The sequence below is a fragment of the Streptomyces sp. NPDC001903 genome, assembly GCF_042891345.1.
Lineage (GTDB): Bacteria > Actinomycetota > Actinomycetes > Streptomycetales > Streptomycetaceae > Streptomyces.
On record NZ_JBIASZ010000004.1, the window covers coordinates 418,556 to 442,478 of the forward strand.

The 23,923-nt window shown below is 72.9% G+C and carries 22 protein-coding genes; 10 read left to right on the forward strand and 12 right to left on the reverse strand.

Annotated features, from left to right (window positions below):
- The first annotated feature begins 108 nt into the window (after positions 1-108).
- Complete coding sequence (locus ACFYZS_RS11590; RefSeq protein WP_389009762.1) at positions 109-1,779, forward strand: PKD domain-containing protein; 1,671 nt, start codon at positions 109-111, stop codon at positions 1,777-1,779.
- A gap of 80 nt (positions 1,780-1,859) precedes the next feature.
- Here ACFYZS_RS11590 and ACFYZS_RS11595 read toward each other — a convergent pair whose 3' ends face one another.
- Complete coding sequence (locus ACFYZS_RS11595) at positions 1,860-3,143, reverse strand: adenylosuccinate synthase (protein WP_030152855.1); 1,284 nt, start codon at positions 3,141-3,143, stop codon at positions 1,860-1,862.
- A 184-nt stretch (positions 3,144-3,327) separates the two neighbouring features.
- Here ACFYZS_RS11595 and ACFYZS_RS11600 point away from each other — a divergent pair, with 184 nt between their 5' ends.
- Positions 3,328-4,134, forward strand: coding sequence for a diacylglycerol kinase (locus ACFYZS_RS11600; protein WP_389010272.1), 807 nt, complete (start codon positions 3,328-3,330; stop codon positions 4,132-4,134).
- 106 nt (positions 4,135-4,240) lie between these two features.
- On the opposite strand, the gene ACFYZS_RS11605 is transcribed toward ACFYZS_RS11600, so the two are convergent.
- The gene (locus ACFYZS_RS11605) at positions 4,241-4,744 is read right to left on the reverse strand and encodes a GbsR/MarR family transcriptional regulator (protein ID WP_389009765.1); all 504 of its coding nucleotides are present in this window, start codon (positions 4,742-4,744) and stop codon (positions 4,241-4,243) included.
- A gap of 75 nt (positions 4,745-4,819) precedes the next feature.
- On the opposite strand from ACFYZS_RS11605, the gene ACFYZS_RS11610 reads away from it, so the two are divergent.
- Both ACFYZS_RS11610 and ACFYZS_RS11615 read left to right on the forward strand, forming a co-directional pair.
- Complete coding sequence (locus tag ACFYZS_RS11610; RefSeq protein ID WP_389009768.1) at positions 4,820-5,752, forward strand: ATP-binding cassette domain-containing protein; 933 nt, start codon at positions 4,820-4,822, stop codon at positions 5,750-5,752.
- Positions 5,749-7,332: an ABC transporter permease gene (locus tag ACFYZS_RS11615; protein WP_389009771.1), complete on the forward strand. Its 1,584-nt coding sequence runs from the start codon at positions 5,749-5,751 to the stop codon at positions 7,330-7,332. Before ACFYZS_RS11610 ends, ACFYZS_RS11615 begins: the two co-directional genes overlap by 4 nt.
- Before the next feature lie 26 nt (positions 7,333-7,358).
- On the opposite strand, the gene ACFYZS_RS11620 is transcribed toward ACFYZS_RS11615, so the two are convergent.
- Positions 7,359-8,555 carry a cytochrome P450 gene (locus ACFYZS_RS11620; RefSeq protein ID WP_389009774.1) on the reverse strand — a complete coding sequence of 399 codons (1,197 nt, stop codon included), beginning with the start codon at positions 8,553-8,555 and terminating at the stop codon, positions 7,359-7,361.
- A 226-nt stretch (positions 8,556-8,781) separates the two neighbouring features.
- Here ACFYZS_RS11620 and ACFYZS_RS11625 point away from each other — a divergent pair, with 226 nt between their 5' ends.
- Together ACFYZS_RS11625 and ACFYZS_RS11630 are read left to right on the forward strand one after the other, a co-directional pair.
- Complete coding sequence (locus ACFYZS_RS11625) at positions 8,782-9,345, forward strand: DUF6232 family protein (protein ID WP_389009777.1); 564 nt, start codon at positions 8,782-8,784, stop codon at positions 9,343-9,345.
- The gene (locus ACFYZS_RS11630; protein WP_389009780.1) at positions 9,342-9,701 is read left to right on the forward strand and encodes a hypothetical protein; all 360 of its coding nucleotides are present in this window, start codon (positions 9,342-9,344) and stop codon (positions 9,699-9,701) included. Before ACFYZS_RS11625 ends, ACFYZS_RS11630 begins: the two co-directional genes overlap by 4 nt.
- Positions 9,702-9,957: 256 nt before the next feature.
- Here the strand turns inward: ACFYZS_RS11630 and ACFYZS_RS11635 are convergent, their stop codons facing one another.
- From ACFYZS_RS11635 to ACFYZS_RS11660, 6 genes are all read right to left on the reverse strand, one after another.
- Entirely contained in the window at positions 9,958-10,617 is a 660-nt protein-coding gene (locus ACFYZS_RS11635; protein ID WP_389009783.1) for a response regulator, read from the reverse strand.
- Entirely contained in the window at positions 10,614-11,966 is a 1,353-nt protein-coding gene (locus tag ACFYZS_RS11640; protein ID WP_389009786.1) for a sensor histidine kinase, read from the reverse strand. Before ACFYZS_RS11640 ends, ACFYZS_RS11635 begins: the two co-directional genes overlap by 4 nt.
- Positions 11,967-12,053: 87 nt before the next feature.
- The gene (locus ACFYZS_RS11645; protein ID WP_389009789.1) at positions 12,054-12,734 is read right to left on the reverse strand and encodes a response regulator; all 681 of its coding nucleotides are present in this window, start codon (positions 12,732-12,734) and stop codon (positions 12,054-12,056) included.
- A 9-nt stretch (positions 12,735-12,743) separates the two neighbouring features.
- Complete coding sequence (locus tag ACFYZS_RS11650; RefSeq protein ID WP_389009792.1) at positions 12,744-14,081, reverse strand: sensor histidine kinase; 1,338 nt, start codon at positions 14,079-14,081, stop codon at positions 12,744-12,746.
- Entirely contained in the window at positions 14,074-15,297 is a 1,224-nt protein-coding gene (locus tag ACFYZS_RS11655; protein ID WP_389009795.1) for an acyltransferase, read from the reverse strand. The genes ACFYZS_RS11650 and ACFYZS_RS11655 overlap by 8 nt, the downstream gene beginning before the upstream one ends.
- Positions 15,290-16,327, reverse strand: a complete 1,038-nt coding sequence (locus ACFYZS_RS11660; RefSeq protein ID WP_389009798.1) for an alpha/beta hydrolase — start codon at positions 16,325-16,327, stop codon at positions 15,290-15,292. Before ACFYZS_RS11660 ends, ACFYZS_RS11655 begins: the two co-directional genes overlap by 8 nt.
- 213 nt (positions 16,328-16,540) lie before the next feature.
- Between ACFYZS_RS11660 and ACFYZS_RS11665 the strand changes: the two genes are divergently transcribed.
- The gene (locus ACFYZS_RS11665) at positions 16,541-17,041 is read left to right on the forward strand and encodes an HIT family protein (RefSeq protein ID WP_389009802.1); all 501 of its coding nucleotides are present in this window, start codon (positions 16,541-16,543) and stop codon (positions 17,039-17,041) included.
- An 87-nt stretch (positions 17,042-17,128) separates the two neighbouring features.
- On the opposite strand, the gene ACFYZS_RS11670 is transcribed toward ACFYZS_RS11665, so the two are convergent.
- From ACFYZS_RS11670 to ACFYZS_RS11680, 3 genes are read right to left on the reverse strand one after another with little or no spacing between them, the layout of a single operon-like run.
- Positions 17,129-17,731 (reverse strand): LysE family translocator, encoded by a 603-nt coding sequence (locus ACFYZS_RS11670; protein WP_389009805.1) that lies wholly within the window; start codon positions 17,729-17,731, stop codon positions 17,129-17,131.
- 58 nt (positions 17,732-17,789) lie between these two features.
- Positions 17,790-18,341, reverse strand: coding sequence for a MarR family winged helix-turn-helix transcriptional regulator (locus tag ACFYZS_RS11675; RefSeq protein WP_389009808.1), 552 nt, complete (start codon positions 18,339-18,341; stop codon positions 17,790-17,792).
- A complete protein-coding gene (locus tag ACFYZS_RS11680) occupies positions 18,334-19,047 on the reverse strand; it encodes a DJ-1/PfpI family protein (protein ID WP_389009811.1) in 714 nt (237 codons plus the stop codon). The genes ACFYZS_RS11675 and ACFYZS_RS11680 overlap by 8 nt, the downstream gene beginning before the upstream one ends.
- 173 nt (positions 19,048-19,220) lie before the next feature.
- On the opposite strand from ACFYZS_RS11680, the gene ACFYZS_RS11685 reads away from it, so the two are divergent.
- The 3 genes from ACFYZS_RS11685 to ACFYZS_RS11695 all read left to right on the forward strand — a co-directional run bounded on the left by ACFYZS_RS11685 (position 19,221) and on the right by ACFYZS_RS11695 (position 23,898).
- Positions 19,221-20,594, forward strand: coding sequence for an aspartate aminotransferase family protein (locus tag ACFYZS_RS11685; RefSeq protein ID WP_389009814.1), 1,374 nt, complete (start codon positions 19,221-19,223; stop codon positions 20,592-20,594).
- A 119-nt stretch (positions 20,595-20,713) separates the two neighbouring features.
- Positions 20,714-21,394: a GntR family transcriptional regulator gene (locus ACFYZS_RS11690; RefSeq protein WP_389009817.1), complete on the forward strand. Its 681-nt coding sequence runs from the start codon at positions 20,714-20,716 to the stop codon at positions 21,392-21,394.
- Positions 21,391-23,898 (forward strand): glycosyltransferase, encoded by a 2,508-nt coding sequence (locus ACFYZS_RS11695; protein WP_389009820.1) that lies wholly within the window; start codon positions 21,391-21,393, stop codon positions 23,896-23,898. Before ACFYZS_RS11690 ends, ACFYZS_RS11695 begins: the two co-directional genes overlap by 4 nt.
- The last annotated feature ends 25 nt before the right edge of the window (positions 23,899-23,923 follow it).

The window sequence follows — 23,923 nt, forward strand, 5'->3', positions numbered from 1 at the left end:
CCACCGGGTGTCTGTACCCTGAACGGGATTTCGAACCCGTTCAGGGTTCTGCACCAGACCAAGGGGGGTACGGTGCTCCGTCGCCGTCTCATGTTTTCCGCCGCCGTCGTGGCAGCGGGTGTAGGCCTCGCATCGCTCCCGGCCCACGCGGCCGGTCCGGTCGCTCCCGGCGGCCACGCGATCGCCGCCGCGACCAAGGCGGACCAGGGCAGGGCCGGGTCGCTGCCGGGGGGCAGGACCTTCTCCAGCCCGGCCGACCGTACGGTCCGCACGCCGCTGCCCGGAGCCCGGACCGGGGCGGCCGCGGCGCCGCAGGCGCAGGGGGCACAGGGGGCGGTGGGCAACTCCGACCTCTACGTCTATCTGGCCGCGGACGCGCCCACCGCACACTCGATCGAGCTGCGGTCCCACATCACCGGCGCACCCGCCGGACTCGACATCACCATCGACTGGGGCGACGGGACGACCGACCACGCCACCGGCTCCGGCGACGACGAGCGGAAGACCACGCACAAGTACGCCGCGGTCGGTGCGTACACCGTCACGGTCACGGCGAAGGACGCCACGAGCGGTGTCCAGGGCGTGAACCGGCTCGACTTCGTCACCTCGGGCAGCGAGTTCACGACGCACGCGCCGACCCGGCTGCTGGACACCCGCTCGGGCCTCGGCGCCGCGCAGGCGAAGGTCCCGGGGCGGGGCTCGGTGGCCCTGAAGATCGCGGGCGCGGCCCGGATCCCCGCCGGGGCCCGGGCAGTGGTCCTCAACGTCACCGCCACCAACGCCACGGGAGCGGGCCACGTCGTGGTCCAGCCCGAGTCGTACGGCTTCGACGAGGGGTCGAACCTGAACTACGCCGCGGGGCAGACCGTAGCGAACCAGGTCATCGTGCCGGTCGGCAAGGACGGCTCCGTGCAGCTGCTCAACGGCGGCTGGGAATCGGTGGACCTGCTCGCGGACGTCACCGGCTACTTCACGGCCTCGGTCGCCGCCGGCTACGTCCCGCTGACCCCGGTCCGCGCCGCCGACACCCGCGAGGGTCTCGGTACGGCGAAGGGCCAGGTCCGCGGCTACGGGACCTTCGACATCGACGTCGCCGGGCGCAAGCGCGTCGCCGAGGGCGCCACCGCCGTGGCGCTCAACGTGACGGTCACCAATCCGCGGTCGGCCGGTCACCTGACCGCCTACCCGAGCGGGCAGGCCGCTCCGACCACGTCGAGCCTGAACTTCACCGCCGGGCAGACGGTCGCCAACTCGGTGATCGTGCCGGTCGGGCCCGACGGGAAGGTCACCATCCGCAACGGCAGCTGGGACCCGGCAGACGTGGTGATCGACGTCGTCGGCGCCTACACCAACGACAGCCGGTCCGCCCTCGTGGCCTACGGGGGCCCGTACCGGATCCTGGACAGCCGCAAGGACAGCTGGGCAGGCCGCAAGGCCGGCCCGGTGCCGGGCCGCTCGATGCTCCCGCTGCCGTTCGACGGCCACGGGACGAGCTCCGACATCGACGGCTGGGTGCTGAACACCGCGGTCACCAACACCAAGGGCGCGGGCTTCCTGTCGGTCACGGGCGACCCGAACACCTGGCCCGATTACCTGAACGGCGCCGCGGTCACGCCGCCGCGGCCCGTCTCCTCGTCCGTGAACTGGACGGCGGGCGCGACCGTGGCGAACCTGGTCCAGACGTCCGGGGGCAAGAGCGGCGTCCTCGACTTCTGGAACCAGGGCTGGCAGGACACCGACCTGATCGTCGACCTGATCGCCGTGTACCAGACCAGCTAGTACGCGGGTACGGGAGTACGGGAAAGGGGCGGTGCGCCGTGTGGCGCACCGCCCCTTTCGGTCGTACCGCTACGCGGCCGCTAGAGGAACGAGTTGATCTCGATCGTCTCGGTGCGGCCGGGGCCGACGCCGATCGCGGAGATCGGGGCGCCCGACATCTCCTCGAGGGCCTTCACGTACGCCTGGGCGTTCTTCGGGAGGTCCGAGAACGTCTTGGCCTTGGTGATGTCCTCGGACCAGCCGGGCAGGTTTTCGTAGATCGGCTTCGCGTGGTGGAAGTCCGTCTGCGAGTACGGGAGCTCCTCGACGCGCTTGCCGTCGATCTCGTACGCGACGCAGACCGGGATCTGCTCCCAGCCAGTCAGCACGTCCAGCTTGGTGAGGAAGAAGTCCGTCAGGCCGTTCACGCGGGTGGCGTAGCGGGCGATCGGCGCGTCGAACCAGCCGCAGCGGCGGTCGCGGCCGGTGGTCACGCCGCGCTCGCCGCCGATGCGGCGCAGGTCCTCGCCGTCCTGGTCGAAGAGCTCGGTCGGGAACGGGCCGGCGCCGACGCGGGTCGTGTAGGCCTTCAGGATGCCGATCACGCGGCTGATCTTCGTCGGGCCCACGCCGGTGCCGGTGCAGGCGCCGCCGGCGGTCGGGTTCGAGGAGGTGACGAAGGGGTACGTGCCGTGGTCGACGTCGAGCAGGGTGCCCTGGCCGCCCTCGAAGAGCACGACCTTGTCCTCGTCGAGCGCGTTGTTGAGGATCAGGGTGGTGTCGGCGACGTACGGCTTGATCTGCTCCGCGTACTGGAGCATCTCCTCCACGATCGCGGCGGCCTCGATGGCGCGGCGGTTGTAGAGCTTGGCGAGGAGCTGGTTCTTGCCCTCGAGCGCCGCTTCGACCTTCTGGGTGAGGATCGACTCGTCGTACAGGTCCTGGACGCGGATGCCGATGCGGTTGATCTTGTCGGCGTACGTGGGACCGATGCCGCGGCCGGTCGTACCGATCTTGCGCTTGCCGAGGAAGCGCTCGCCGACCTTGTCGAGGGTGACGTTGTACGGCGTGATCAGGTGCGCGTTGCCGCTGATGAGCAGCTTGGAGGTGTCGATGCCGCGCTCGTTCAGGCCGCGCAGCTCGGAGAGCAGGACGGCCGGGTCGACGACGACACCGTTGCCGATCACCGGGGTGCATCCGGGGGAGAGGATGCCGGAAGGGAGAAGGTGCAGTGCATACTTCTGGTCGCCTACGACGACCGTGTGGCCGGCGTTGTTGCCGCCCTGGTAGCGCACCACATAGTCAACGGATCCACCGAGCAGGTCGGTGGCCTTTCCCTTGCCCTCGTCACCCCACTGAGCTCCGAGCAGCACAAGAGCGGGCACAGGCGTACACCTCTTCCGGATGGGGCATGTCCAAGGTCAGGGGGCGTACGACGATGTACACCGCAGGCTGAGCCGTCGGACCGGTACCCCGGAATAGACGAAGGCCCTGGCGCAATAGCGCAAGGGCCTCTTGCACAAAGATGCTACCCGAGGAAGGACCGAGGTGTCGGCTCCAGAGCCCACCATGAGCCATGCGGGCGCGCCGGTAGGCGGCCTGCTCGTGCTCGTCGACCCGGTCGCCCGCCGTCTTGACGGCGAGTCCGTGCGGATCGCGAAGGATGTTCTGTCGGCGGGGGCCGCGGCGAAAATCTGCCTCCCGGATTCGCAGGAGGAGTTTGCGCGGGCCCTTGCCCGCCGGGGCCATCGGCAGCCGGTGATCGTCGGCGACGACCGGGCGCTGGTGCGCGCCGTGGGGCTGCTGCACCGCGAGCGCAGGCTCGGGGAAGGGGCCGTTTCGCTGATTCCGGTGGGGCAGGCGGGATCCCTGGCGCTGGCCCGGTCGCTGGGTGTTCCGCTGTCGGCGGTGGCGGCGGCGCGCTCGGTGCTGGACGGGGCCGTACGGGTGCGGGACCTGCTGGTCGACGACAGTGACGGGGTGGTGCTCGGGGATCTGCGGATTCCACCCGTCCGGGCGGCGGCCAGGCCGTCGGGGCCCTCGGTGTGGAGCGCGTACCGCTCGCTGGTGCGGACGCTGGTCCCGCCGGGTGCCCGGGTGGGGCACCGGCTGCGGGTGGAGGCGGACGGGCAGCTGCTCGTGGACGTGGACCGGGTGGTGGAGGAGCTGCGGGTGGTGCCGGCCTCGGCCTCCGGCGGGGTGGCGGAGGTGACGGTCCGGCTGGCCGGCGGTCCCTCGCTGCGGGTGAAGGCCGCGTCGGTGACGGTGTCGGGCTCGGACTTCCGCTACCGGGCGGACGCGCTGGTGGCGGGGCCGGTACGGCGCCGTACGTGGACGCTCCGGCCGGGGGCGTGGTCGCTGACGCTGCCCCGCTGACCGGGCCGGGTCGGGCCGGGCTCGGTCCCGGCCGGGCCCGGCGTGACCCGGCGTGAGGCGGGGCAGGGCAGGGCAGGGCGGGGCCGGGCAGGGCGGAGCGGGGCGGCTACGGGACCGGGAGGTCCAGGGTGGCCCGGTGGGCCCGCCAGCGGTCCATCATCGCGTGCATCTCGCCCTGCAGGAACTCGAAGAACGCCGCCGTCTCCGCCATGCGCGCGCCGGCCGGGGTGTCCGCGCCGACTCCGGCCGCGCCGTCGCGCAGGGTCTTCTCGAAGAGGTTCAGCACCTGGTCCCGCCGGGTGAACGTCTCGTACCAGAGCTCGTTGTGCAGGACGTACCGGTCCCGCCGCGAGCCCGGCTCCCGCTCCCGGCTGACCATGGTCACCTGCGTCAGGTAGGCCACGGCCCCCGACACCGCCGCCGGGCTGATCTGCAGCGCCTCGCTCAGCTCCGCCGAGGTCATCGACCCGCTGTCGCTCGCGAGCAGCTGCGCGAAGACCCGCGAGGCCATCCGCTGCATCCCCGCCTCGGTCAGCTGCGCGGCGAACCGCTCCACGAAGCGGGAAACCGCCGCTTCGTCGCTCCGTACGCCAGGTGCCCGAGTGTTCATGTCGTCCGCCACCCTCCCGACTTTATACGTTTCCCTACCTTCACAACTTTGTGAAAGTAGCGTACGTTCAGAATCATGACGAAGGCAATCAGGGTCGCCGGACTCCACAAGGCGTTCGGCCGCACCCACGCACTGGACGGTCTCGACCTCGCGGTCGCCACCGGCGAGGTCCACGGCTTCCTCGGCCCCAACGGCTCCGGCAAGTCCACCACCATCCGCGTCCTGCTGGGCCTGCTGCGCGCCGACTCCGGAACCGCCGAGCTGCTCGGCGGCGACCCCTGGGCCGACGCCGTGCAACTGCACCGCCGCGTCGCCTACGTCCCCGGCGACGTCACCCTGTGGCGCAACCTCTCCGGCGGCGAGGTCATCGACCTCTACGGGCGGCTGCGCGGGGGCCTGGACCGGGCCCGGCGCGCCGAGCTGATCGAGCGGTTCGAGCTGGACCCCACCAAGAAGGGGCGTACGTACTCCAAGGGCAACCGGCAGAAGGTCGCGCTCGTCGCCGCCTTCTCCTCCGACGCCGAACTGCTCATCCTCGACGAGCCCACCTCCGGGCTGGACCCGCTGATGGAGGGGGTCTTCCAGGGCTGCGTCGCCGAGGCGCGGGCGGCCGGGCGGACCGTCCTGCTCAGCTCGCACATCCTGAGCGAGGTCGAGACCCTCTGCGACCGGGTCAGCATCATCCGCAAGGGCCGCACGGTGGAGACGGGCACGCTGGCCGATCTGCGGCACCTGACGCGTACGTCGATCAGCGCCGAGCTCGCCGGCCCGCCGAACGGGCTCGCGGACCTGCCGGGCGTGCACGACGTGGAGGTGCGGGGGCTGAAGGTCCGTCTCCAGGCCGACACGGACAAGCTGGACGCCGTGCTGCGCGCGCTCGCCGACTCCGGGGTGCGCTCGCTGACCTCGACACCGCCGACGCTGGAGGAGCTCTTCCTGCGGCACTACGCGGACGACGTGCACGCCGGTGGCGCCGGCGACACCGTGAAGGCGGGCGTGTCGCGATGAAGGACCAACTGGCCGGCACCGGGACGCTGCTGCGCCTCGCGCTCCGCCGGGACCGCGTGATGATGCCGGTCTGGATCACGGTCGTGGCGCTGCTGGTGCTCAGCCTGCCCGCCTCGCTGGAGTCGGTGTACGGGACGGCCGCCGAACGGGCCCGGCTGCTCACCACGATGAACACCAACGGCTCGCTGCGCGCCCTGTACGGGCCGGTCTTCGGCGACTCGGTCGGCGCGCTGACGGCCTGGCGCGGCGGGGTCTTCGCCGGGGTGCTGGCGGGGATCATGAGCCTGGTCATCGTGGTCCGGCACACGCGCGAGGAGGAGGAGACGGGCCGTCAGGAGCTGCTCTCCGCCGCCATGGTGGGCCGCCGGGCGCCGCTGACTGCCGCGCTGCTGGCGGCCCTGACGGCCAACGGGCTGGCCGCGCTGCTGGTGACGGCGGGGCTCGCCGGGCGCGGGGCGGGCGGTGCGGCGGCCCTCGGGCTCGGCATCGGCGCCACCGGGATGCTCTTCGCGGCCCTGGCCGCCATCGCCGCTCAGCTCACCGAGAGCGCGCGGCTCGCGAAGGGGCTCGCGGGGGCGCTGATCGGCGCGGCCTTCGTACTGCGCGCCGCCGGGGACGCCGGGAGCGCCGGGGGTTCGAGCGTGCTGACCTGGGCGTCGCCGCTGGGCTGGCTGGAGCACGTACGGGCCTTCGCGGACGAACGCTGGTGGGTGTTCGGCCTGTTCGCCGCGGCCGTGGCGGTGCAGGTGGCCGCGGCGTACGCGCTGGCCGGGCGCCGCGACGTCGGCATGAGCTTCCTGCCGGCCCGGCCGGGCCCGGCGCAGGGCCGGATCGCCGGCGCGGGGGCGCTGGCCTGGCGGCTCCAGCGAGGGAGCCTGATCGGGTGGAGCCTGGCGTTCCTGGCGGCCGGGCTGGTCTTCGGCGGGATGACGGACGGGGCCACGCAACTGGTCGGCGACAACGAACGGACCCGCGAGATCATCGAGCGGATGGGCGGGCGGAGCGGGATCGCGGACGCCTTCCTCGCGACGATGGCCGGGATGCTCGGCATGATCGCCGCCCTGTTCATCGTCTCGGCGGTGCTGCGGCTGAGCGGTGAGGAGTCGGGTCAGCGCGCCGAACCGCTGCTCGCGAACGCGGTCGGCCGGCTGCGCTGGGCCGGCGGCCACCTGGCGGTGGCCTTCGGCGGCTCGGCGCTGATCCTGCTGCTGGCGGGGCTCGGCCTGGGGATCGGGCACGGCCAGGGCCCCCAGGGCGTGGCCGCGGCGGTGGGAGCGACGCTCGCCCAGCTCCCGGCGGTCTGGGTGATCGGCGCCCTCGCGGCCCTCCTGCACGGCGCCGCCCCGCGCTACGCGGTGGCCGCCTGGGCGGTGGCGGGGGGCGCGCTGACGCTGGGCTGGATCGGCCCGGCGCTGAACCTCCCGCAGGCCGTCCTGAACCTCTCGCCCTTCGCCCACCTGCCCAAGCTGCCGGGTGCCGAGGCCCTGGCCTGGGCGCCGCTGCTGGTGCTGACCGCGCTGGCGGCGGCCCTGCTGGCAGCCGGCCTGGCGGCGCTGCGCCGCCGCGACCTGGCCGCGTAGCCGCCGCTCGGACATGCCGGCAACTCTCAGAACTCCACGAGGAGTTCGTCCAGACCGCGGATGACGTACCCGTCCCGCCACCGGGGCTCGCGCACGAGCTTCAGGGGCGGGACGTCGTCCGCCAGCAGGGCCCCGAACGAGGCGGTCAGCTCCCTGCGCGCGAGCGGAGCGCCGAGGCAGTAGTGGATCCCGGCGCCGAAGCTGAGATGCGGATTGTCGGCCCGTACGAGGTCCAGGGCGTCGGGGCGCTCGAACCGGGCGGGATCCCGGTTCGCGGAGCCGAAGAGCAGCGCGACCTCGGCTCCGCGCGGGATGACGGTGTCGCCGATCCGGATGTCGTCGAGCACCCAGCGCTCGAACAGCTGGAGGGGAGTGTCGAAGCGCATCAGTTCATCCACAGCTGTGGACAACTTTTCGGAATCGAGCGATGCGAGCTGCTCGGGGTGGCGGAAGAGGGCCCACCAGCCGTTGACGGTGGTGTTCACGGTGGCCTCGTGGCCCGCGTTCAGCAGGAGCACGCAGGTGGAGATCATCTCCTGCTCGCTGAGCCGCCCCTCGTCATCGTGGGCGGCGATCAGACCGGAGATCAAATCCTCGCCGGGATCCTTGCGCCGCTCGGCGATCAGCGCGCGCAGGTAGGCGCTGAACTCCACGCTCGCGCGGACCGCCCGCTGCGCGGTCTCCTCGTCGGGGCGGAGCTCGTACATCCCGCAGATGTCCGCGGACCAGGGCCGCAGCAGGGCCCGGTCCGCCGCCGGGATGCCGAGCAGCTCGGCGATCACCGCCACGGGCAGCGGCTCGGCGACGACGGTGAGCAGGTCCCCGCCCCCGTCGGCGAGGAGCTGCCCGACCAGCTCCCGGGCGAGCCGGTCCACGGCGGGCGCGAGCCGTTCCACGGTGCGCGGGGTGAACGCCTTGGACACCAGCCGCCGCACGCGCGCGTGGGCGGGGTCCTCCAGGTCCAACAGGCCGTTGTCGTTGAGGACATGGAAGGGTTCGTGCCCCGGGGGCGGGGCCTCGCGGCCGAACTCCTCGTGCGAGAAGCGGTGCAGATAGGTCCGGCCCAGCCTGCGGTCGCGCAGCAGCGCGCTCACATCGGCGTAGTGCGGCACGAGCCACTGCCCGGTGGCCTCCCACCACAGCGCCCGCCCCTGCTCCCGCAGCTCCCGGTAGGCGGGGTAAGGATCGGCGACGAACCCGGCGTCCCACGGATCAAAGCCCATCCCTTCACTGTAGAAGACCGCTCCGCCCGCGGCCGGAACTCGCCTTGCGGGGCTGGCGCGCCGGGGGTCTCATGGGGCTCCGGTCCGATCCGGTTCCATCTCAGGGGGATGCATGGAAGCGACAGAGCCGCCCGTGCCTCAGCAGCCACAGAGGCCGTGGCACCGGCCGCCGGAGCCGCCGGCCTCGCCGCCGCCGGTCCCGCAGCAGCCGCCGGGGTCCTCTCCGGTGACCGCGGCCAGGCTGCCGGGAAGTCTTGATCTGACCGTCACCAAGCGGCTCCTGTGGGTGGGCGGGGCGGTCTACCCGCTGCAGAACGTGGCCCGCGTGTACACGTTCGTCCTGCACCCGCGCCGCAAGGAGGCGGTGCTGACCTTCCTGAGGCGGACGGCGCTCACCCTTCTGACGGCGATGGGGTTCACCCTGTTCGGCGCCATGGCGAACTTCCTCGCCCGCGGCGAGGACACGTTCAGCACCCTCATCGCCTACGTCTGGTTCGCCGGCGCGGCCGCGGTCGTCTACTTCATCGTGGACTTGCTGAGCGTGGTGACCGCGGCTTCCCACTTCGTGCTCGCCGTCGAGTCGAACGGACAGTCCACCGCCTTGGTCACGGGGGACGCCGGCCACCTGAACGCGCTCGTCCACCAGATCGCCCACGCGATCGAGAACCCTGACACGGAACTCCGCGTCCAGGTCGAGCGGCTGACGATCAGCAACCCGAGCAACTACTACTTCGGCGACGCCGTGAACATGTACGGCGGCTCCAACAACGTGGGGATGAGAGCCGCATGAGCGGGGACAGCTACTACTTCGGCCGGACCGTCAACATGCACGGCGGGACGCACAACACCGGCATGGTCAACCACGACGCCGAGTCCGCGGCCGCGCACCCGGCCGATTCCGCCCTCGTCGACGCCGTCCGCGAGCTGGTCGCCCTGCTGGAGGAGCTGCGCGGGCAGGTGTCCCCGCTGACCGCACGGTCCATCGACGACGCACTGCCGGCCCTTACGGCCGACTCCGGAGCGGCCCCGCAGGAGGAGCGGCACCGGGCCCTGATGGCGGTGGCCGGCATCGCCGCCACCGCCGGGGCGATCGGCCAGCCCGTCCTCGACGCCGTACGGGCCGTCCTGGAACTCCTCGCCGCCTAGGGGGTGTCCGCAAAGTCCCGCCTGCCCCGCGGAGCCCGGCACGCGCTCTCGGCGCACCGGGCGAAATCCCGAGTACGTCCAGTACACCGGCTTCCGCCCGGCACACCGAGAGCACGCACCGGACACCGCGGGAGCGCCCTTCGGGCGCACGGCGCTACTTTGCGGACACCCCCTAGGGGGTGTCGTCAAAGTCCCTTCTGGCCGGCGGGCGGACGAAGCTACCTTGACGACACCCCCTAGGCCGACGCGGCCCCGGCTAGGCCGGGGTGACCAGGCGGGTCTCGTACGCGAACACCGCGGCCTGGGTGCGGTCGCGCAGGCCCAGCTTCACCAGGATCCGGCTCACGTGCGTCTTGATCGTGGACTCCGCGACGATGAGCCGGTCCGCTATCTCCGCGTTGGACAGCCCCTGCGCGATCAGCACCAGCACCTCCGTCTCCCGCTCCGTCAACTCCCCGATCACCGCCGGATCCGCCAGCTTCGCCGGGGCCGACAGCTTCGAGAACTCCAGGATCAGCCGCTTGGTGACCGACGGCGCCAGCAGCGCCTCACCGGAGGCCACCACCCGCACCCCGTCGGCCAGCTGCCGGGCCGAGGCGTCCTTGAGGAGGAACCCGGAGGCACCGGCCCGCAGCGCCTGGTACACGTACTCGTCGAGGTCGAAGGTCGTCAGGACCAGCACCTTCGCGTCCGTGTCGGAGGCCACGATCTCCCGCGTCGCCTCCAGCCCGTTCATCACCGGCATCCGGATGTCCATCAGCACCACGTCCGGCCGCAGCGCCGCCACCTTGGCGATGGCCTCGCGGCCGTCCACCGCCTCGCCGACGACCTCGATGCCCTCCATCGCGTTCAGCAGGACGGAGAAGCCCTCGCGGACCATCATCTGGTCGTCGACGATCAGCACCCTGATCGTCATGCCGACTGCCCCGGCCCCTGCGCCGCGTCCTGCGCCTCGCCCTGCCGGCCGCGCACCGGTATGAACACCGCCACCTCGTACCCGCCCGCCTCGGTCTCCCCGGCCGTCATCTCACCCTCCAGCATGGCCACCCGCTCCCGCATTCCGGTGATCCCGTGCCCGGCACCCGGCGAGGGCCGCACGTCCCCGGTCGCCGCCGCGTTGACCACCCGTATGCCCAACCCGCCCAGTACGTACGAGACCTCGACCGAGGCCGCCGCCCCCGGCGCGTGCCGCAAGGTGTTGCTCAGCGCCTCCTGGATGATCCGGTACGCCGACAGCTCCACGCCCGGCGGCAGCTCCCGCACCGCACCCGTCACCGTCTTCTCCACGCTCAGCCCGGCCTCCCGCACATTGGCCAGCAGTCCGTCCAGCGAGGCCAGCGTCGGCTGCGGCGCGTCCGGCGCCTCGTAGTCCGCGGAGCGCACCACGCCCAGCACCCGGCGCAGTTCCGTCAGCGCCGCCACCGCGTTCTCCCGGATGGTGGCGAACGCCGCCTCCAGCTCCGGCGGCGGGTTCTTCACCCGGTACGGCGCGGCCTCCGCCTGGATCGCCACCACCGACATGTGGTGGGCCACCACGTCGTGCAGTTCCCGCGCGATCGTCGTCCGCTCCTCCAGGAGCGTCCGCCGGTCCCGCTCGACGGCCGTGACCTCCTGCTGCGCGGTGACCTCCTGCTCCGCTTCCCTGCGGATGTTGCGGACCGTCACCACCAGGAGCGCGACCGCCAGGAGGAAGGCCATCGGCATGACCTCGACCGGCTCCCCCCGGCCGAGGACGACCGGTATCCCGATGCCGATGGCCAGGGTGATCAGCCACATCCAGCCGGCCGCCCGCGGCCTGGTCCGCATCGCGGCGAAGGTCACCGTGGCGAGGTAGGAGACGAAGGAACCCGGCGACCACGGCCACACGTCGTTCAAGCTGGAGCCGGCCACCGCGAGCGCCCCGGTGGCGGCGATGGCCGCCCAGAACGCCCCCACCGGCCGCACCAGCGTCATCAGCACCGGAGTGGCCGCGACCAGCCCCATCACGAGGGAGCTGCTCGCCGCGATGTACTCCCCGCTGCTCGTGGACGTCAGCATCACCACGAAGAAGGCGACGAACCCGACGACCGCATGCGGCAGATACGCCATGTACGGCCGTATCCGCCGGGGAAGCCGCCGGGTCACCGGCCCGTCGGTGCGCATCGGCGCCAGCGGCCGGTAGGCGAAGGCGTCCGTGATCAGATCCTGGCGCAGGCTCTGGAACAGGCCGGAGGCCATCCGGAACTCGGGTGTCCGGGGATTCGCCCGGGAGGTCGTCTCGCTCATACCCACACCGTAGGTCGGCCGCCCCCTCGTCCGCGTCGCCGCTGAAGGGGATATCCCGGCCTCCCCCTCAGGTACTACCCGGGGCACTCAGTAGCCCGCCGGACGGACCAGACCCGTCTCGTACGCGAACACCGCGGCCTGGGTGCGGTCCCGCAGGCCCAGCTTCACCAGGATCCGCCCCACGTGCGTCTTCACGGTCTGCTCGGCCACCACCAGGTGCGCCGCGATCTCCGCGTTGGACAGCCCCTGCGCGATCAGCGACAGCACCTCGGTCTCCCGCTCGGTCAGCTCGTCGATCCGCGCCTTCGAGGGCGCCCGAGGCGCCCCCATCCGGGAGAACTCCGTGATCAGCCGCTTGGTGATGTTCGGCGAGAGCAGGGCCTCACCGGCCGCGACCACCCGGACCGCCTCGGCGAGCTGGTCGGCCGACGCGTCCTTCAGCAGGAACCCCGAGGCACCGGCGCGCAGCGCCTCGTACACGTACTCGTCGAGGTCGAAGGTGGTCAGCACCAGCACCTTGACGGTGGAGCCCGGCGCGGCGGTGATGACGGAGGTGGCTTCGATGCCTCCCATTCCGGGCATGCGGATGTCCATCAGGACCACGTCCGGACCGAGTTCGGCGACCCTGGCCACCGCGTCGGCCCCGTCCACGGCCTGGCCGACGACCTCGATGTCGGGCTGGGCGTTGAGGAGGACGGTGAAGCCCTGCCGGACCATCATCTGGTCGTCGGCGATCATCACCTTGATCGGGTCGGCCGGAGTGCTCATGCGTCCTCTTCAGTCCTTCTTCGTCTCGGGATCCATCGGGAGCACGGCGCTCACCTCGTACCCTCCGCCGGGGCGGGGGCCGGCGGCGAGCTCGCCCCCCAGCATGCCCGCCCGCTCCCGCATCCCCAGCAGACCGTGCCCGGCGCCGGGCGAGGGCGGGACCGGCCTGGTCGGGGCGCTGTTGGCGATGCACAGGTGCAGCTCGCGCGGCCCGTACGCGATGCCGACCTCCACCCGCGAACCGGGGGCGTGGCGCAGACAGTTGCTCAGCGCCTCCTGCACGATCCGGTACGCGGTGAGCTCGACGCCCGGGGTCAGGGGCCGCCGGACGCCGGCGATCTCGGTGGTGACGGCCAGCCCGGCACCCCGCACGTTGTCCACGAGGCCGTCCAGTTCGGCGAGGGTGGGCTGCGGATGGTGCGGGTTCGCCGGATCGTCCGGCTGCTCGGAGCGCAGCACGCCCAGCACCCGGCGCAGTTCCGTCAGGGCCTCCAGCGCGTTCTCCCGGATGCCCGCCAGGTTCTCCTTGAGCTCCTCGGAAGGGTTCTCCACCAGGTGCGGGGCGACCTGCGCCTGGATGGAGATCACCGACATGTGGTGGGCGACCACGTCGTGCAGCTCACGGGCGATGCGGCTCCGCTCCTCCAGCAGGGTCCGCTGGGCCCGCTCCTCCTCGGTGAGCGTCTCCTGCTCGACGAGCTTGCCGCGGGCCAGGCGGGTGGCCCGCAGGGCGTACCCGAGCAGTCCGACGAAGCCGAAGAGGAGAAGGGCGGCCAGGACGCTGCTCTGACTGTGCTCCGGCTTGAACAGCAGCTCGGCCAGGCCGGTCAGCGCGATGGGGACGGCGACCGCGGCGACGGTCACCCGGGGCGGCACCCGCAGCGCCACCAGCAGCAGGACGGGGGCGAACGCGAGGATCCCGGACGGCATCCAGGGCCAGGTCTGGCCGGGGCCCACGTTGTCCTGGATCGACCAGCCGGCCATGCCCGCGGCCAGCAGGCCGAGCCACCAGCCGCCGATCGGGCGGAACATCGCGAGGACGATGGCCGCGCCGGTCAGGAGCGCCGCCAGCAGCGGGATGCCGCCGTGGTCGTCGTAGTGGTCGCCCATCTGTTCCGTGGTGAGGAACGCGAAGAACACCGCGGCGTAGATGACCACCGCATGCGGCAGCCGGGCCAGCCAGCGCGGCCGCGACATCCTGGGCAGCGGGTCCCGCTCGACGGTGAGCAGGTCGTGCGCCAGGGTCCGCGGGAGCCGGGCCCCGGGCACGGTGGTCCTGCCGGGGGCCGCTTCCACATCCACGCCGGGCGGCTCGCTCTGCTCGTTCACGTCGTCCAGCCTAGGCATGGTGGATCACCTCCTCGGGCGCCCGCAGGGTGCGGGTACCGGTCCGGGAGCCCGTGACCGTCAGGGAGACCGACCGGGCGGAGGTGCTCCGCTTCGGTCGCCCGGCCTGCTCGTACGTGCGGAACGCGGCCCAGCAGACGCTCAGCGCGGCGGCGAACACCGGCAGCCACAGCAGCCGGGCGGCTATCCACTGCGGGGAGTCGGGCACGGTGTGCAGCCCGGGGAGGTCGGCGGGGGCCAGCAGCCCGAAGGCGGTGACGGCCATCATCGCGGTCTGGTGCCACAGGAAGATCGTCATCGCGGACAGGTTCATCAGCGCCACCTTCGCCCAGGCCCGGGGCCTTCGCATGGTCCGCTCCAGCGGACCGCGGAGCAGCAGCGCCAGCCCGCACTGGGCCAGGCCGAAGGCGACGGCGGCCAGCGTCGGCGGGTTCAGATTCGATATCGGGGCCCCGGGGACGCCGACCATGGAGGCCGGATACCCGCCCCAGAGCACGAGGGCGAAGGCGGCGGCCGCACCGGCGCCCAGCAGCAGGGCGGCCGGGGTGCGCCGGGCGAACGCCCCGCGGGACCAGGCGGCGCCCAGGGTGTAGGGGACGAGCCAGCCCGCGGCCACATTGACCCAGCCGATCCACTCGGGCCCGCCGAAGCCGAACCGCCACACGTCCACACCGGCCACCACGGCCAGCGGCCACAGCGGGCTGAGCCGGGCCACGAGCGGCGTGGCGGCGGTGAGCACGGCGAAGACGAGCAGGAACCAGAGCGGGGAGAGGACGAGCTTGACCAGCGTCCGGACGGTGCTCGGCTCCGCGCCGCCGAGCAGCATCCCGGCCGCCGTCACGGCCCACAGGGTGAGCACCGCGGCCACGGGCCGGAACAGCCGCGACAGCCGCTGCCCGACCCACACCCCGTACGGGACCCCGCGCTCGCGCGCCGAGGCGTGGCCGCGGGCGGCCACATGCCCGCCGACCAGGAAGAAGACGGCCAGCGTCTGGAACACCCAGGACACCGGCGCCAGCCAGGGCAGATGGGCCAGCGGACTGGTGGTGCTCAGGCCGCCGTCGGCGGTGGTCAGGGCGGTCACCAGCCAGTGGCCCAGCACCACGCCGAGGATGGCGAAGGCCCGCAGGGCGTCCACGGTCCGGTCCCGGTCGGAGGGTGTTCCGGCGTCGATGCGGTCCGCGAGGACGGACCAACGGGCGCGGAGCTTAGGCATGGGGGACCTCCGGGTCGGTGCCGAGGACGATGCGGGTCAGGCTGTCGAGGGACGCGGTGCCGGGCTTGAGGTAGTCGCTGTGGCCGCCGGGGCCGGCGGCGAAGAGCCGGGCGCCGAAGGCCGGGTCGACGGGGTCGGTGCCGAAACCGACCCCGCCGAGGCGGACATGGGGGACGTGGCCGATCCAGTCGGCCCCGCCGCGCCCGGCCCAGACCCGGGCGCCGGTCGGCAGCTCGGCGGCGGAGCCGGCGCCCGTACCGGGGCTGCCGAACAGGGCCATGTCGGTGACTTCGGGGCCGGCGGCGGTCCGGGCGCAGACCACGCTCCCGTACGAGTGGCAGAGCAGGGAGAGCCGGGCGCCGGGCGCCGCGGCCCGCCCCAAGCGGTCGAGGAAGGGGCCCAGTTCGGCGGCCGCCGCATCCGCCCGGTCGGCGGTCAGGACGGTCGGGCTGACCGTGCCGGGGGTGTCGTACCCGAGCCAGGCGACCACGGCGGCGCGGGGATGCTCGGCGCGGAGGCGCTGCTGCAGGGCGACGGCCCCGGCGCGGAACCGCTGGTAGGTGTCCAGCGTGGTGTCGGAGCCGGGTATCAGGACGGCGACCCGGTCGGCGGTCTCCAGATCGCCGAGCACCTCGACGGCCCGGCCCTTGCCGCGCCCGTCGAAGGCGAGGAACCGGGCGCCGCCGCCCGCCTCCATGGCCCGCAGCTTCGCCGCGCGACCGGTGCGGCCGGAGTCCTGCGCCATGCGGGCCGCCTCGGTGAGGTTGGCGCGGTTGGCGGCGTACCGCTCGGGGAGCGGGGTGTGTTCGGAGAGCACGGCGGGCGGCGGGGCGGGGACGTCGGGAGAGGCGGCGGCGGACACGGGGACCACGACCGCCGCGGCGACGAGCCCGGCCAGCAGGGTCCGCCGAAGCCGGCCGCGGTGGCGTCCTGCGGCACGGCGGCCGACGGTGCGTCCGTCGAGGCGCCGTCGCCACGCGGAGCGTCGTCCTTCGGGGCGTCCTTCGGGGCGTCCTGCGGCGCGGTTCATGGCGGGTCCCTTTTCCTTCGCTCGATCCGGAGAGCTGAGTCGGCGTCTTCTCCGGTTCCGAAGTTAGGAATTGAGGGGCCTCGTCGGCGTCCCGCTGCAGAGCGCCCTTTCCGTATGGCTCTCAGGTATGACAGGGCAGACCTGAGAGCCACGGCCGAAGTGGTCGGCCCGTCCTCGGGATGCATCCCCGGGGCGGTGGACTAGGGTCCCCGGATGACCAACGGCGACTGGCGCAACGACCGCATAGGCAGCGCGCATCGGGGCGAGAACCCCACCGTCCTGCGCCGCCTCGACCAGGGCTTCGCCGTGATCGGGGACCGGCAGTTCCTCCCCGGGTACGCGGTGCTGCTGACCGACGATCCGTCGGTGACCCGGCTCTCGGACCTGCCGCGGGCGCGCAGACAGGCGTACCTCGGCGACATGGAGCGGCTCGCCGAGGCCGTCGAACGGGCCTGCCGACGGCTCGATCCGGCCTTCCGCCGGGTGAACATCGAGATCCTGGGCAACACCGATCCGTACCTCCACGCCCACATCTGGCCCCGCTACGACTGGGAGCCCGCCGACAGGGTGCGCATGCCGGTGTGGCTCTACGAGGAGGAGTACGTGCGGGGGAGCCGGTACGAGCTGGGCCCCCGGCACGACGGGCTGCGCGCGGCGATCGGAGAGGAGTTGGACCGGTTGGCGGCGGAGGCGGCGGAGGCGGCGGACGCGTAGGCGCAGGCGGCAGACGCGGCGGACGCGTAGGCGCAGGCCGAGGCGGCGACGTACGCGTAGGGGTACGCGTACGCCCGCGCCTGCGCGTCAGGGCGTCGTCGCCACGCGGAGGCCGAAGGCGATCAGGACCACGCCCGTAGCGCGGTCCAGGGCGCGGCGGACGCGGGGACGGGCGAAGAGGCGCCGGGCGCGCGAGAGGACGTACACGTACGTGCCCAGCCAGAGCGCCGTCAGGGCGAGGTGGATCAGGACGAGCAGCGCCATGCCGGCGGCCGGGCGCAGGCCCGACGGGGCGAGGGCGGGCAGCAGGCCGGTGTAGAAGACGGCGATCTTGGGGTTGAGGGCGTTGCTGACCAGGCCGGTCCGCCAGGCGCCGCCCGCGCCGTCGCGTACGGCGGGCGGCTCGGCACCGGGCCGGCGCAGGGACTGGACGCCGAGGAAGCAGAGGTACGCGGCGCCCGCGAGCTTCACCGTCAGGTACACCTCGGCCGAAGCGGCGAGCAGCGCCGCCAGTCCGGCGATGGTGACGGCGCCCCACAGGAGCAGCCCGGCGGCGATCCCGCCGACGGTGCGCAACCCGTCGGCGCGGCCGCGGGAGACCGCGCGCCTCGTCACGACGGCCATGTCGGGGCCGGGGACGAGGGTCAGCAGTGCCAGGACTCCGGTGGCGGTGAGGAGTTGCGGGAACACGGGGTCAGTCTGCCACCGGCTCACCCGGCGGGGCCGTGAGCGGCTCCACCGGGTCGGCTCACGCGTCGTCGGCGCCCGGCTCCTCGGCCGCCAGCCTGTCCAATGCCTTCGTGAGGCGGTCCAGGACCTCGACGGTCTCCCTGAAGCCCGCCTCGCCCAGTTCCTCCGCGAGACGAGTGGCCAGCACGGCGTGGGCCGGGGTGATCCGGGCGACCGCCGCCCGCCCCTCCTGCGTCGGGCGCAGCAGTTTCGCGCGCCGGTGGGCCGGGTTCGGGACGTACTCCGCGAGGCCCTTCGCCACCAGCAGGTCCGCGATGCGCTGGACGCTCTGCCGCGTGATGCCCATGACCCGGGCGATCCCCGCCACCGGCAGCGGCTCCCGGAGCACCGCGCCCAGCACCTGCCACCAGGCCGCGGTCAGTCCGGCCGGCCGGGCCAGCTCCTCGGAGACCGCGAGGAACCGGCCGTTCAGGCCGAACACCCCGAGCGCGGTACGGCTCAGCAGGTCCTGCCGGGCCCGTACGGACGCAGGAGGTGCAGGAGACGCAGGAGGCAGCGAAGAGGACGAAGAGGACGAAGAGGACGAAGGGGCGGGCGAAGCCTCAGGCATCGCCGCGCTCCGCCGCCGCCATCAGCACCGGGAACGCGCTCGCGTCCGAGTCGTGGAACAGCCGGTACCAGGCGTCGAGGACCTCGGGCCCGTAGACCTCCAGCCGGGCGAAGACCTCCCGGGCGAAGGCGACCGGTTCCGTCGGACCCGCCGTGATCAGGTCGCCGTCCGTCACCGCGTCGGCCTCGACGTACCGCCCGCCACCCGCGTACCCCGGCTGCGCCGCGAGGTATTCGGCGGCCCCGCTGGTGTGGGCGTGCGCGTCGAGCAGCCCTTCGCGGGCCAGGCCGGCCGTGGCTCCGCAGATCGCCGCGACGGGAACACCGGCCGCCAGGAACTCCCGCGCCTTCGCCGCGAAGGGGGCCAGTTCGTCGCCGGAGTCCCACAGCGAGGCGCCGGTCAGGATGAGGAGGGAGGAGTCCTCGGGCGAGAGGTCCGCGAGGGCCAGGTCGGGCTGGACGCGGACGCCGCCCATCGTGGTCACCGGCGTCCCGGCGGCGATGCCGACCGTACGGACCTGCCGGCCCCGCTGGGTCAGGTGCGCGGTGGTGTGGCCGGTCTCCCAGTCCGCGTAGGTGTCGTACACCGCGAGGTGGACCGGCCGTGCGGCGGGAGCGGAGGGAGCAGAAGGAGCGGTCGCCACGTCGGTCGTCGCATCAGGCGTCACACCGGTCGTCGCACCGGTCTTCGCATCGGTCGTCGTCATCGTCATCGCCTCTTCCGTCGGTACGGCAGGTATGACAGTAGGCTGTCACTTCGACAGTGTGCTGTCAATCACCTTGTTCCCCCTTCCGCGCCGACAGACTGCCGAGACCCGGCCCCCACCCGCAGACAGTCCGCCGATATCCCTTCCCACCTGCGCACTTTTAGCGTGGCGGCATGACCCCTCACGTCACCACGGGCGACACCGCCGCCACCGGCGCGGCCGTCAAGGCCGCCGACCGCGCCCACGTCTTCCACTCCTGGTCCGCCCAGGCCCTGATCGACCCGCTCGCCGTCGCCGGGGCCGAGGGTTCGTACTTCTGGGACTACGACGGCCACCGCTACCTCGACTTCTCCTCCCAGCTGGTGAACACCAACATCGGCCACCAGCACCCCAAGGTCGTCGCCGCGATCCAGGAGCAGGCCGCCCGGCTCTGCACCCTCGCGCCCGGCTTCGCCGTCGACGTCCGCTCCGAGGCCGCACGCCTCATCGCCGAGCGGACCCCGGGCGACCTGGACAAGGTCTTCTTCACCAATGGTGGCGCCGAGGCCGTCGAGAACGCCGTCCGCATGGCCCGTCTGCACACGGGCCGGCAGAAGGTGCTGTCGACGTACCGCTCGTACCACGGGGCCACCGCCGCCGCGATCAACCTGACCGGCGACCCGCGCCGCTGGCCCTCCGACACGGCCGCCGCCGGGGTCGTGCACTTCTGGGGCCCGTTCCTCTACCGCTCGCCGTTCCACGCCACCACCGAGGCCGAGGAGTGCGAGCGCGCCCTCGCGCACCTCGCCGACACCATCGCCTTCGAGGGCCCGGCGACCATCGCCGCGATCATCCTGGAGAGCGTGCCCGGCACCGCCGGGATCATGACCCCGCCGGCCGGCTACCTCGCGGGCGTGCGCGAGCTCTGCGACCGCCACGGCATCGTCTTCATCCTCGACGAGGTCATGTCCGGCTTCGGCCGCACCGGCAAGTGGTTCGCCGCCCAGCACTGGGACGTCACCCCCGACCTGATCACCTTCGCCAAGGGCGTGAACAGCGGGTACGTGCCGCTCGGCGGCGTCGCCATCTCCGGCGCCATCGCCGAGACCTTCGCCACCCGCCCCTACCCCGGCGGCCTCACGTACTCCGGCCACCCCCTGGCCTGCGCCGCCGCCGTGGCGACGATCAACGCCATGGAGGAGGAGGGCGTCGTCGAGCACGCCGCCCACCTCGGCGAGAACGTGATCGGCCCGGCGCTCGCCGAGATCGCCGAGCGGCACCCGTCGGTCGGCGAGGTCCGCGGCCTCGGCACGTTCTGGGCGCTGGAGCTCGTACGGGACAAGAAGACGCGCGAGCCGCTCGTCCCGTACAACGCGGCCGGGGCCGACAACGCGCCGATGGCCGAGTTCGCGGCGGCCTGCAAGGCCTCCGGCCTGTGGCCCTTCGTGAACATGAACCGGACGCACGTCGTGCCGCCGTGCACCATCACGGAGGCGGAGGCCAAGGAGGGCCTGGCCCTGCTGGACGAGGCGCTGACGGTCGCGGACCGGCACACCACGTCTGCCTGACCGACGGCGGCCGACGGGAAACCGAGGGACGCCGACGGGAAACCGTCGGCGTTCGATCGGTTTCAGCCTCGCTGCCTGGCCTAAGGTGTCCGAAAGTTCTACCGAGGAGACGGACCCCTATGTCAGGCAGCGGCGCTGTCACCCGCAACACACTTCGCCAGCAGATCGCGGACGCGCTGCGCGACGAGGTGCTGGCGGGACGCCTGCCACCGGGCACCGAGTTCACGGTCAAGCAGATCGCCGAGCAGTACGAGGTCTCCGCGACCCCGGTACGCGAGGCACTGGTCGACCTCTCCGCCCAAGGGCTGCTGGAATCGGTCCAGCACCGGGGCTTTCGCGTGCGCGTCCTCTCCGTGGACGACTACCGGGGCATGATCGAGGCCCGTACGCTCATAGTGGACGGGATCTTCCGGCGGCTCGTCGAGCGCGGCACCGCGCCCGGCTCCGGCGAAATGCTGGTGTCGGTGCGCCGTCGTGCCGAGGAGGCGTGCAGGGCCGCGCAGAGCGGTTCCCTCGAAGTGCTGATCGGCTACGACCTGCGCTTCTGGAGGGAGCTGAGCGGGCTGGTCGGCAACACGTACATCTCGGAGTTCCTGCACCGCATCCGGGTGCAGTGCTGGGTCTTCGCCGTACCGCACCTGAAGACGGCGCCGGACCTGCACACCGGACTGTGGTCCGGCCACAACGAGCTGGTGGACGCGGTCACCCGGGCCGACGCCGACGAGGTGCGCCGCCTCGTCTACGCGTACAACCAGCACGCACTGGACTGGGCCGCGGGCCTGAAGGCGGTCGGCGCATGACCGACACCACCACGACCGAAGCGGCCGACGGAACCGGAGCAGCGGGCGGAACCGGAGCAGCGGGCGGAACCGGAACGGCCGGCGGAGCCGAAGCGGCCGCGGCCGCCGCACCCGCCTGGCTCGGGGCCGTCGGGCTCTCCGTCGTCATCCCCGCCCACGACGACGCGCACCGGATCGGCCCGGCCCTCGACGCCTTCCGCGCCCACCTCGACGCCCGCCTCGGCAGCGGCCCCGGCGACTGGGAGCTCGTCGTCGTCGACGACGCCTCCACCGACGCCACCGCCGCCCTCGTCGAGGCCGCGGCCGCAGACGAGCCCCGGATCCGGCTGGTCCGCTCGGCGGACCACCGCGGCAGGGGCGCTGCGCTGCGCACCGGAGTGCTCGCCTCCGCCGGGGAGCGGGTGCTGCTGGCCGACGCCGGAGCGAGCACCCCGCCGGCCGAGCTGGACCGCCTGGAGCGGGCCTTCGACGAGGAGCGCCGGGAGGACCAGGGGACGACCGCCGTCCTCGGCCGGTCGGGAAACCGCCTGGTCCGCACCCTGGGCGTCCCCGGGATACCGGGCTTCCGCGCCGACACCTGCGGCTTCGCCCTCTTCGACGGGGACCGGGCGCGCGCCGCCTTCGGTGCCTGCGTCCTCGACGGCCCGGCCGTCGACGCCGAGGTGCTGCGCTGGGTGCGCCGCCAGGGCTGGCACGTGGCCGAGGTACCCGTACGCCGCGCCCCGAAGCCGGCCGCACGCGCCCGCGCGGCCAAGGCACCGGGCGACCGGCGCCGCGCGCTGAGGGAGCTCTTCCGGCTGAACGCGGGCGGCCTCACCGTCGCCGCCGTGTTCATCGCCCTCTCCGCGTACGTCTTCCACGGCCTGTGGGCGGATCTCGACGGCCGCTACCTCAAGGACGCGCTCCAGGACCAGAACCAGTGGGAGTGGTTCGTCGGCGTCGCCACCGACAACATCACCCACCTGCGCAATCCGCTCTTCACCCTGGCCCAGGGCATGCCCGACGGCGTGAACCTGATGGCCAACGCCACCATGCTCGGCCTGACCGTCCCCCTCATCCCGGTCACGCTCCTGTTCGGAGAGACGGTCACCTTCGCGCTCGTCCTCACGCTCGGCATGGCCGCCAGCGCCTGGACCTGGTACTGGCTGATCCGCCGCCGCCTCGTGCGGAGCCGCTGGGCCGCCGCCGCGGGCGGGGCGCTCGCCGCGTTCGCGCCGCCGATGGTCTCGCACGCCAACGGCCACCCGAACTTCGTCGTCCTGTTCATGCTCCCGCTGATCATCGACCGGGCCCTGCGCCTGTGCGAGGGCAGGAACGTGGTCCGCGACGGGGTGCTGCTCGGCCTGTTCGCGACGTACCAGATCTTCATCGGCGAGGAGCCGCTGCTCATCGCCGCGCTCGGCATGCTGGTCTTCTCCCTCGCCTACCTGCTGGTCGACCGGCAGCGCGCGCTCGCGGCCGCCCGACCGCTGGGCCTCGGCCTGGTCATCGCCGCGGGCGTCTGCGTACCGCTGCTGATCTTCCCGCTGTACTGGCAGTTCTTCGGCCCGCAGAGCTACCACTCGGTGCTGCACGGGGACAACGCCGGAAACAGCCCGCGCGCCCTGGTCGAGTACGCGGCCCGCTCGCTCTTCGGCGATGCCGAGACGGCCGGGCGGCTCTCCCTGAACACCACCGAGCAGAACGCCTTCTACGGCTGGCCGCTGCTGGCGCTCGGCGCGGCCGTGTGCGTGTGGATGTGGCGTCGCAGGGTCGTCCGCGCGCTCGCGATCACCGGCGCCGTGGCGCTGGCGCTGTCCCTCGGGCCCTGGGTGCCCGTTCCGCGCACGGACGTGGTGCTGCCGGGGCCCTGGCGGCTGATGGTGAAGCTGCCGCTGTTCGAGTCGGTGATCGAGGGGCGCGTGGCGATGGTGTGCGCCCCCGTCCTGGGCGTGCTGCTCGCGCTCGCGCTGGACCGGATCGTACGGATGCGCACGCGCGAGCTGCGCACGCTCGGCCTGCTCGCGGTGGCGGCGGCGCTGATCCCGGTGCTGCCGCTGCCGCTGGCCGTACGGGAGCGGGCGCCGGTGCCGGCGTTCATCACCTCGGGGGCCTGGAAGGGCTACGTCAAGGACGGCGAAGCACTCGTTCCGGTACCGCTGCCGGACCCGGGACAGGCGGACGCGCTGCACTGGCAGGTCGAGGCGGACTTCGGCTTCCGCCTGGCCGGGGGCTACTTCAACGGCCCGTGGGGGCCCGACCGGATCGGCATCTACGGGGCCACGCCGCGCCACCTCTCGAACCTCCTGCGGGACGTCCGGTACGGGCAGCAGCCGCCGGAGATCACCCCGCAGTGGCGGGAGCAGGCCCGGCGGGACCTGGAGTTCTGGAAGGCGGGCGCGGTCGTGCTGCCGTTCCAGGACCGGGGCCTGGAGCTGCGGGACATGATCAGCGAGCTGCTGGGCCGACAGCCGCAGAAGGTCGAGGACGTCTGGGTCTGGAGGGTGGGTCCGGGGCAGATGTAGCCCAGGGTTCCACCCCAGGTTCTGC

Coding starts and splice junctions, on each gene's coding strand:
- ACFYZS_RS11600 (WP_389010272.1), top strand. CDS start 3,328: ATGAGCCATGCGGGCGCGCCGGTAGGCGGCCTGCTCGTGCTCGTCGAC.
- ACFYZS_RS11605 (WP_389009765.1), bottom strand. CDS start 4,744: ATGAACACTCGGGCACCTGGCGTACGGAGCGACGAAGCGGCGGTTTCC.
- ACFYZS_RS11610 (WP_389009768.1), top strand. CDS start 4,820: ATGACGAAGGCAATCAGGGTCGCCGGACTCCACAAGGCGTTCGGCCGC.
- ACFYZS_RS11615 (WP_389009771.1), top strand. CDS start 5,749: ATGAAGGACCAACTGGCCGGCACCGGGACGCTGCTGCGCCTCGCGCTC.
- ACFYZS_RS11620 (WP_389009774.1), bottom strand. CDS start 8,555: ATGGGCTTTGATCCGTGGGACGCCGGGTTCGTCGCCGATCCTTACCCC.
- ACFYZS_RS11630 (WP_389009780.1), top strand. CDS start 9,342: ATGAGCGGGGACAGCTACTACTTCGGCCGGACCGTCAACATGCACGGC.
- ACFYZS_RS11635 (WP_389009783.1), bottom strand. CDS start 10,617: ATGACGATCAGGGTGCTGATCGTCGACGACCAGATGATGGTCCGCGAG.
- ACFYZS_RS11640 (WP_389009786.1), bottom strand. CDS start 11,966: ATGAGCGAGACGACCTCCCGGGCGAATCCCCGGACACCCGAGTTCCGG.
- ACFYZS_RS11645 (WP_389009789.1), bottom strand. CDS start 12,734: ATGAGCACTCCGGCCGACCCGATCAAGGTGATGATCGCCGACGACCAG.
- ACFYZS_RS11650 (WP_389009792.1), bottom strand. CDS start 14,081: ATGCCTAGGCTGGACGACGTGAACGAGCAGAGCGAGCCGCCCGGCGTG.
- ACFYZS_RS11655 (WP_389009795.1), bottom strand. CDS start 15,297: ATGCCTAAGCTCCGCGCCCGTTGGTCCGTCCTCGCGGACCGCATCGAC.
- ACFYZS_RS11660 (WP_389009798.1), bottom strand. CDS start 16,327: ATGAACCGCGCCGCAGGACGCCCCGAAGGACGCCCCGAAGGACGACGC.
- ACFYZS_RS11665 (WP_389009802.1), top strand. CDS start 16,541: ATGACCAACGGCGACTGGCGCAACGACCGCATAGGCAGCGCGCATCGG.
- ACFYZS_RS11675 (WP_389009808.1), bottom strand. CDS start 18,341: ATGCCTGAGGCTTCGCCCGCCCCTTCGTCCTCTTCGTCCTCTTCGTCC.
- ACFYZS_RS11680 (WP_389009811.1), bottom strand. CDS start 19,047: ATGACGACGACCGATGCGAAGACCGGTGCGACGACCGGTGTGACGCCT.
- ACFYZS_RS11685 (WP_389009814.1), top strand. CDS start 19,221: ATGACCCCTCACGTCACCACGGGCGACACCGCCGCCACCGGCGCGGCC.
- ACFYZS_RS11690 (WP_389009817.1), top strand. CDS start 20,714: ATGTCAGGCAGCGGCGCTGTCACCCGCAACACACTTCGCCAGCAGATC.
- ACFYZS_RS11695 (WP_389009820.1), top strand. CDS start 21,391: ATGACCGACACCACCACGACCGAAGCGGCCGACGGAACCGGAGCAGCG.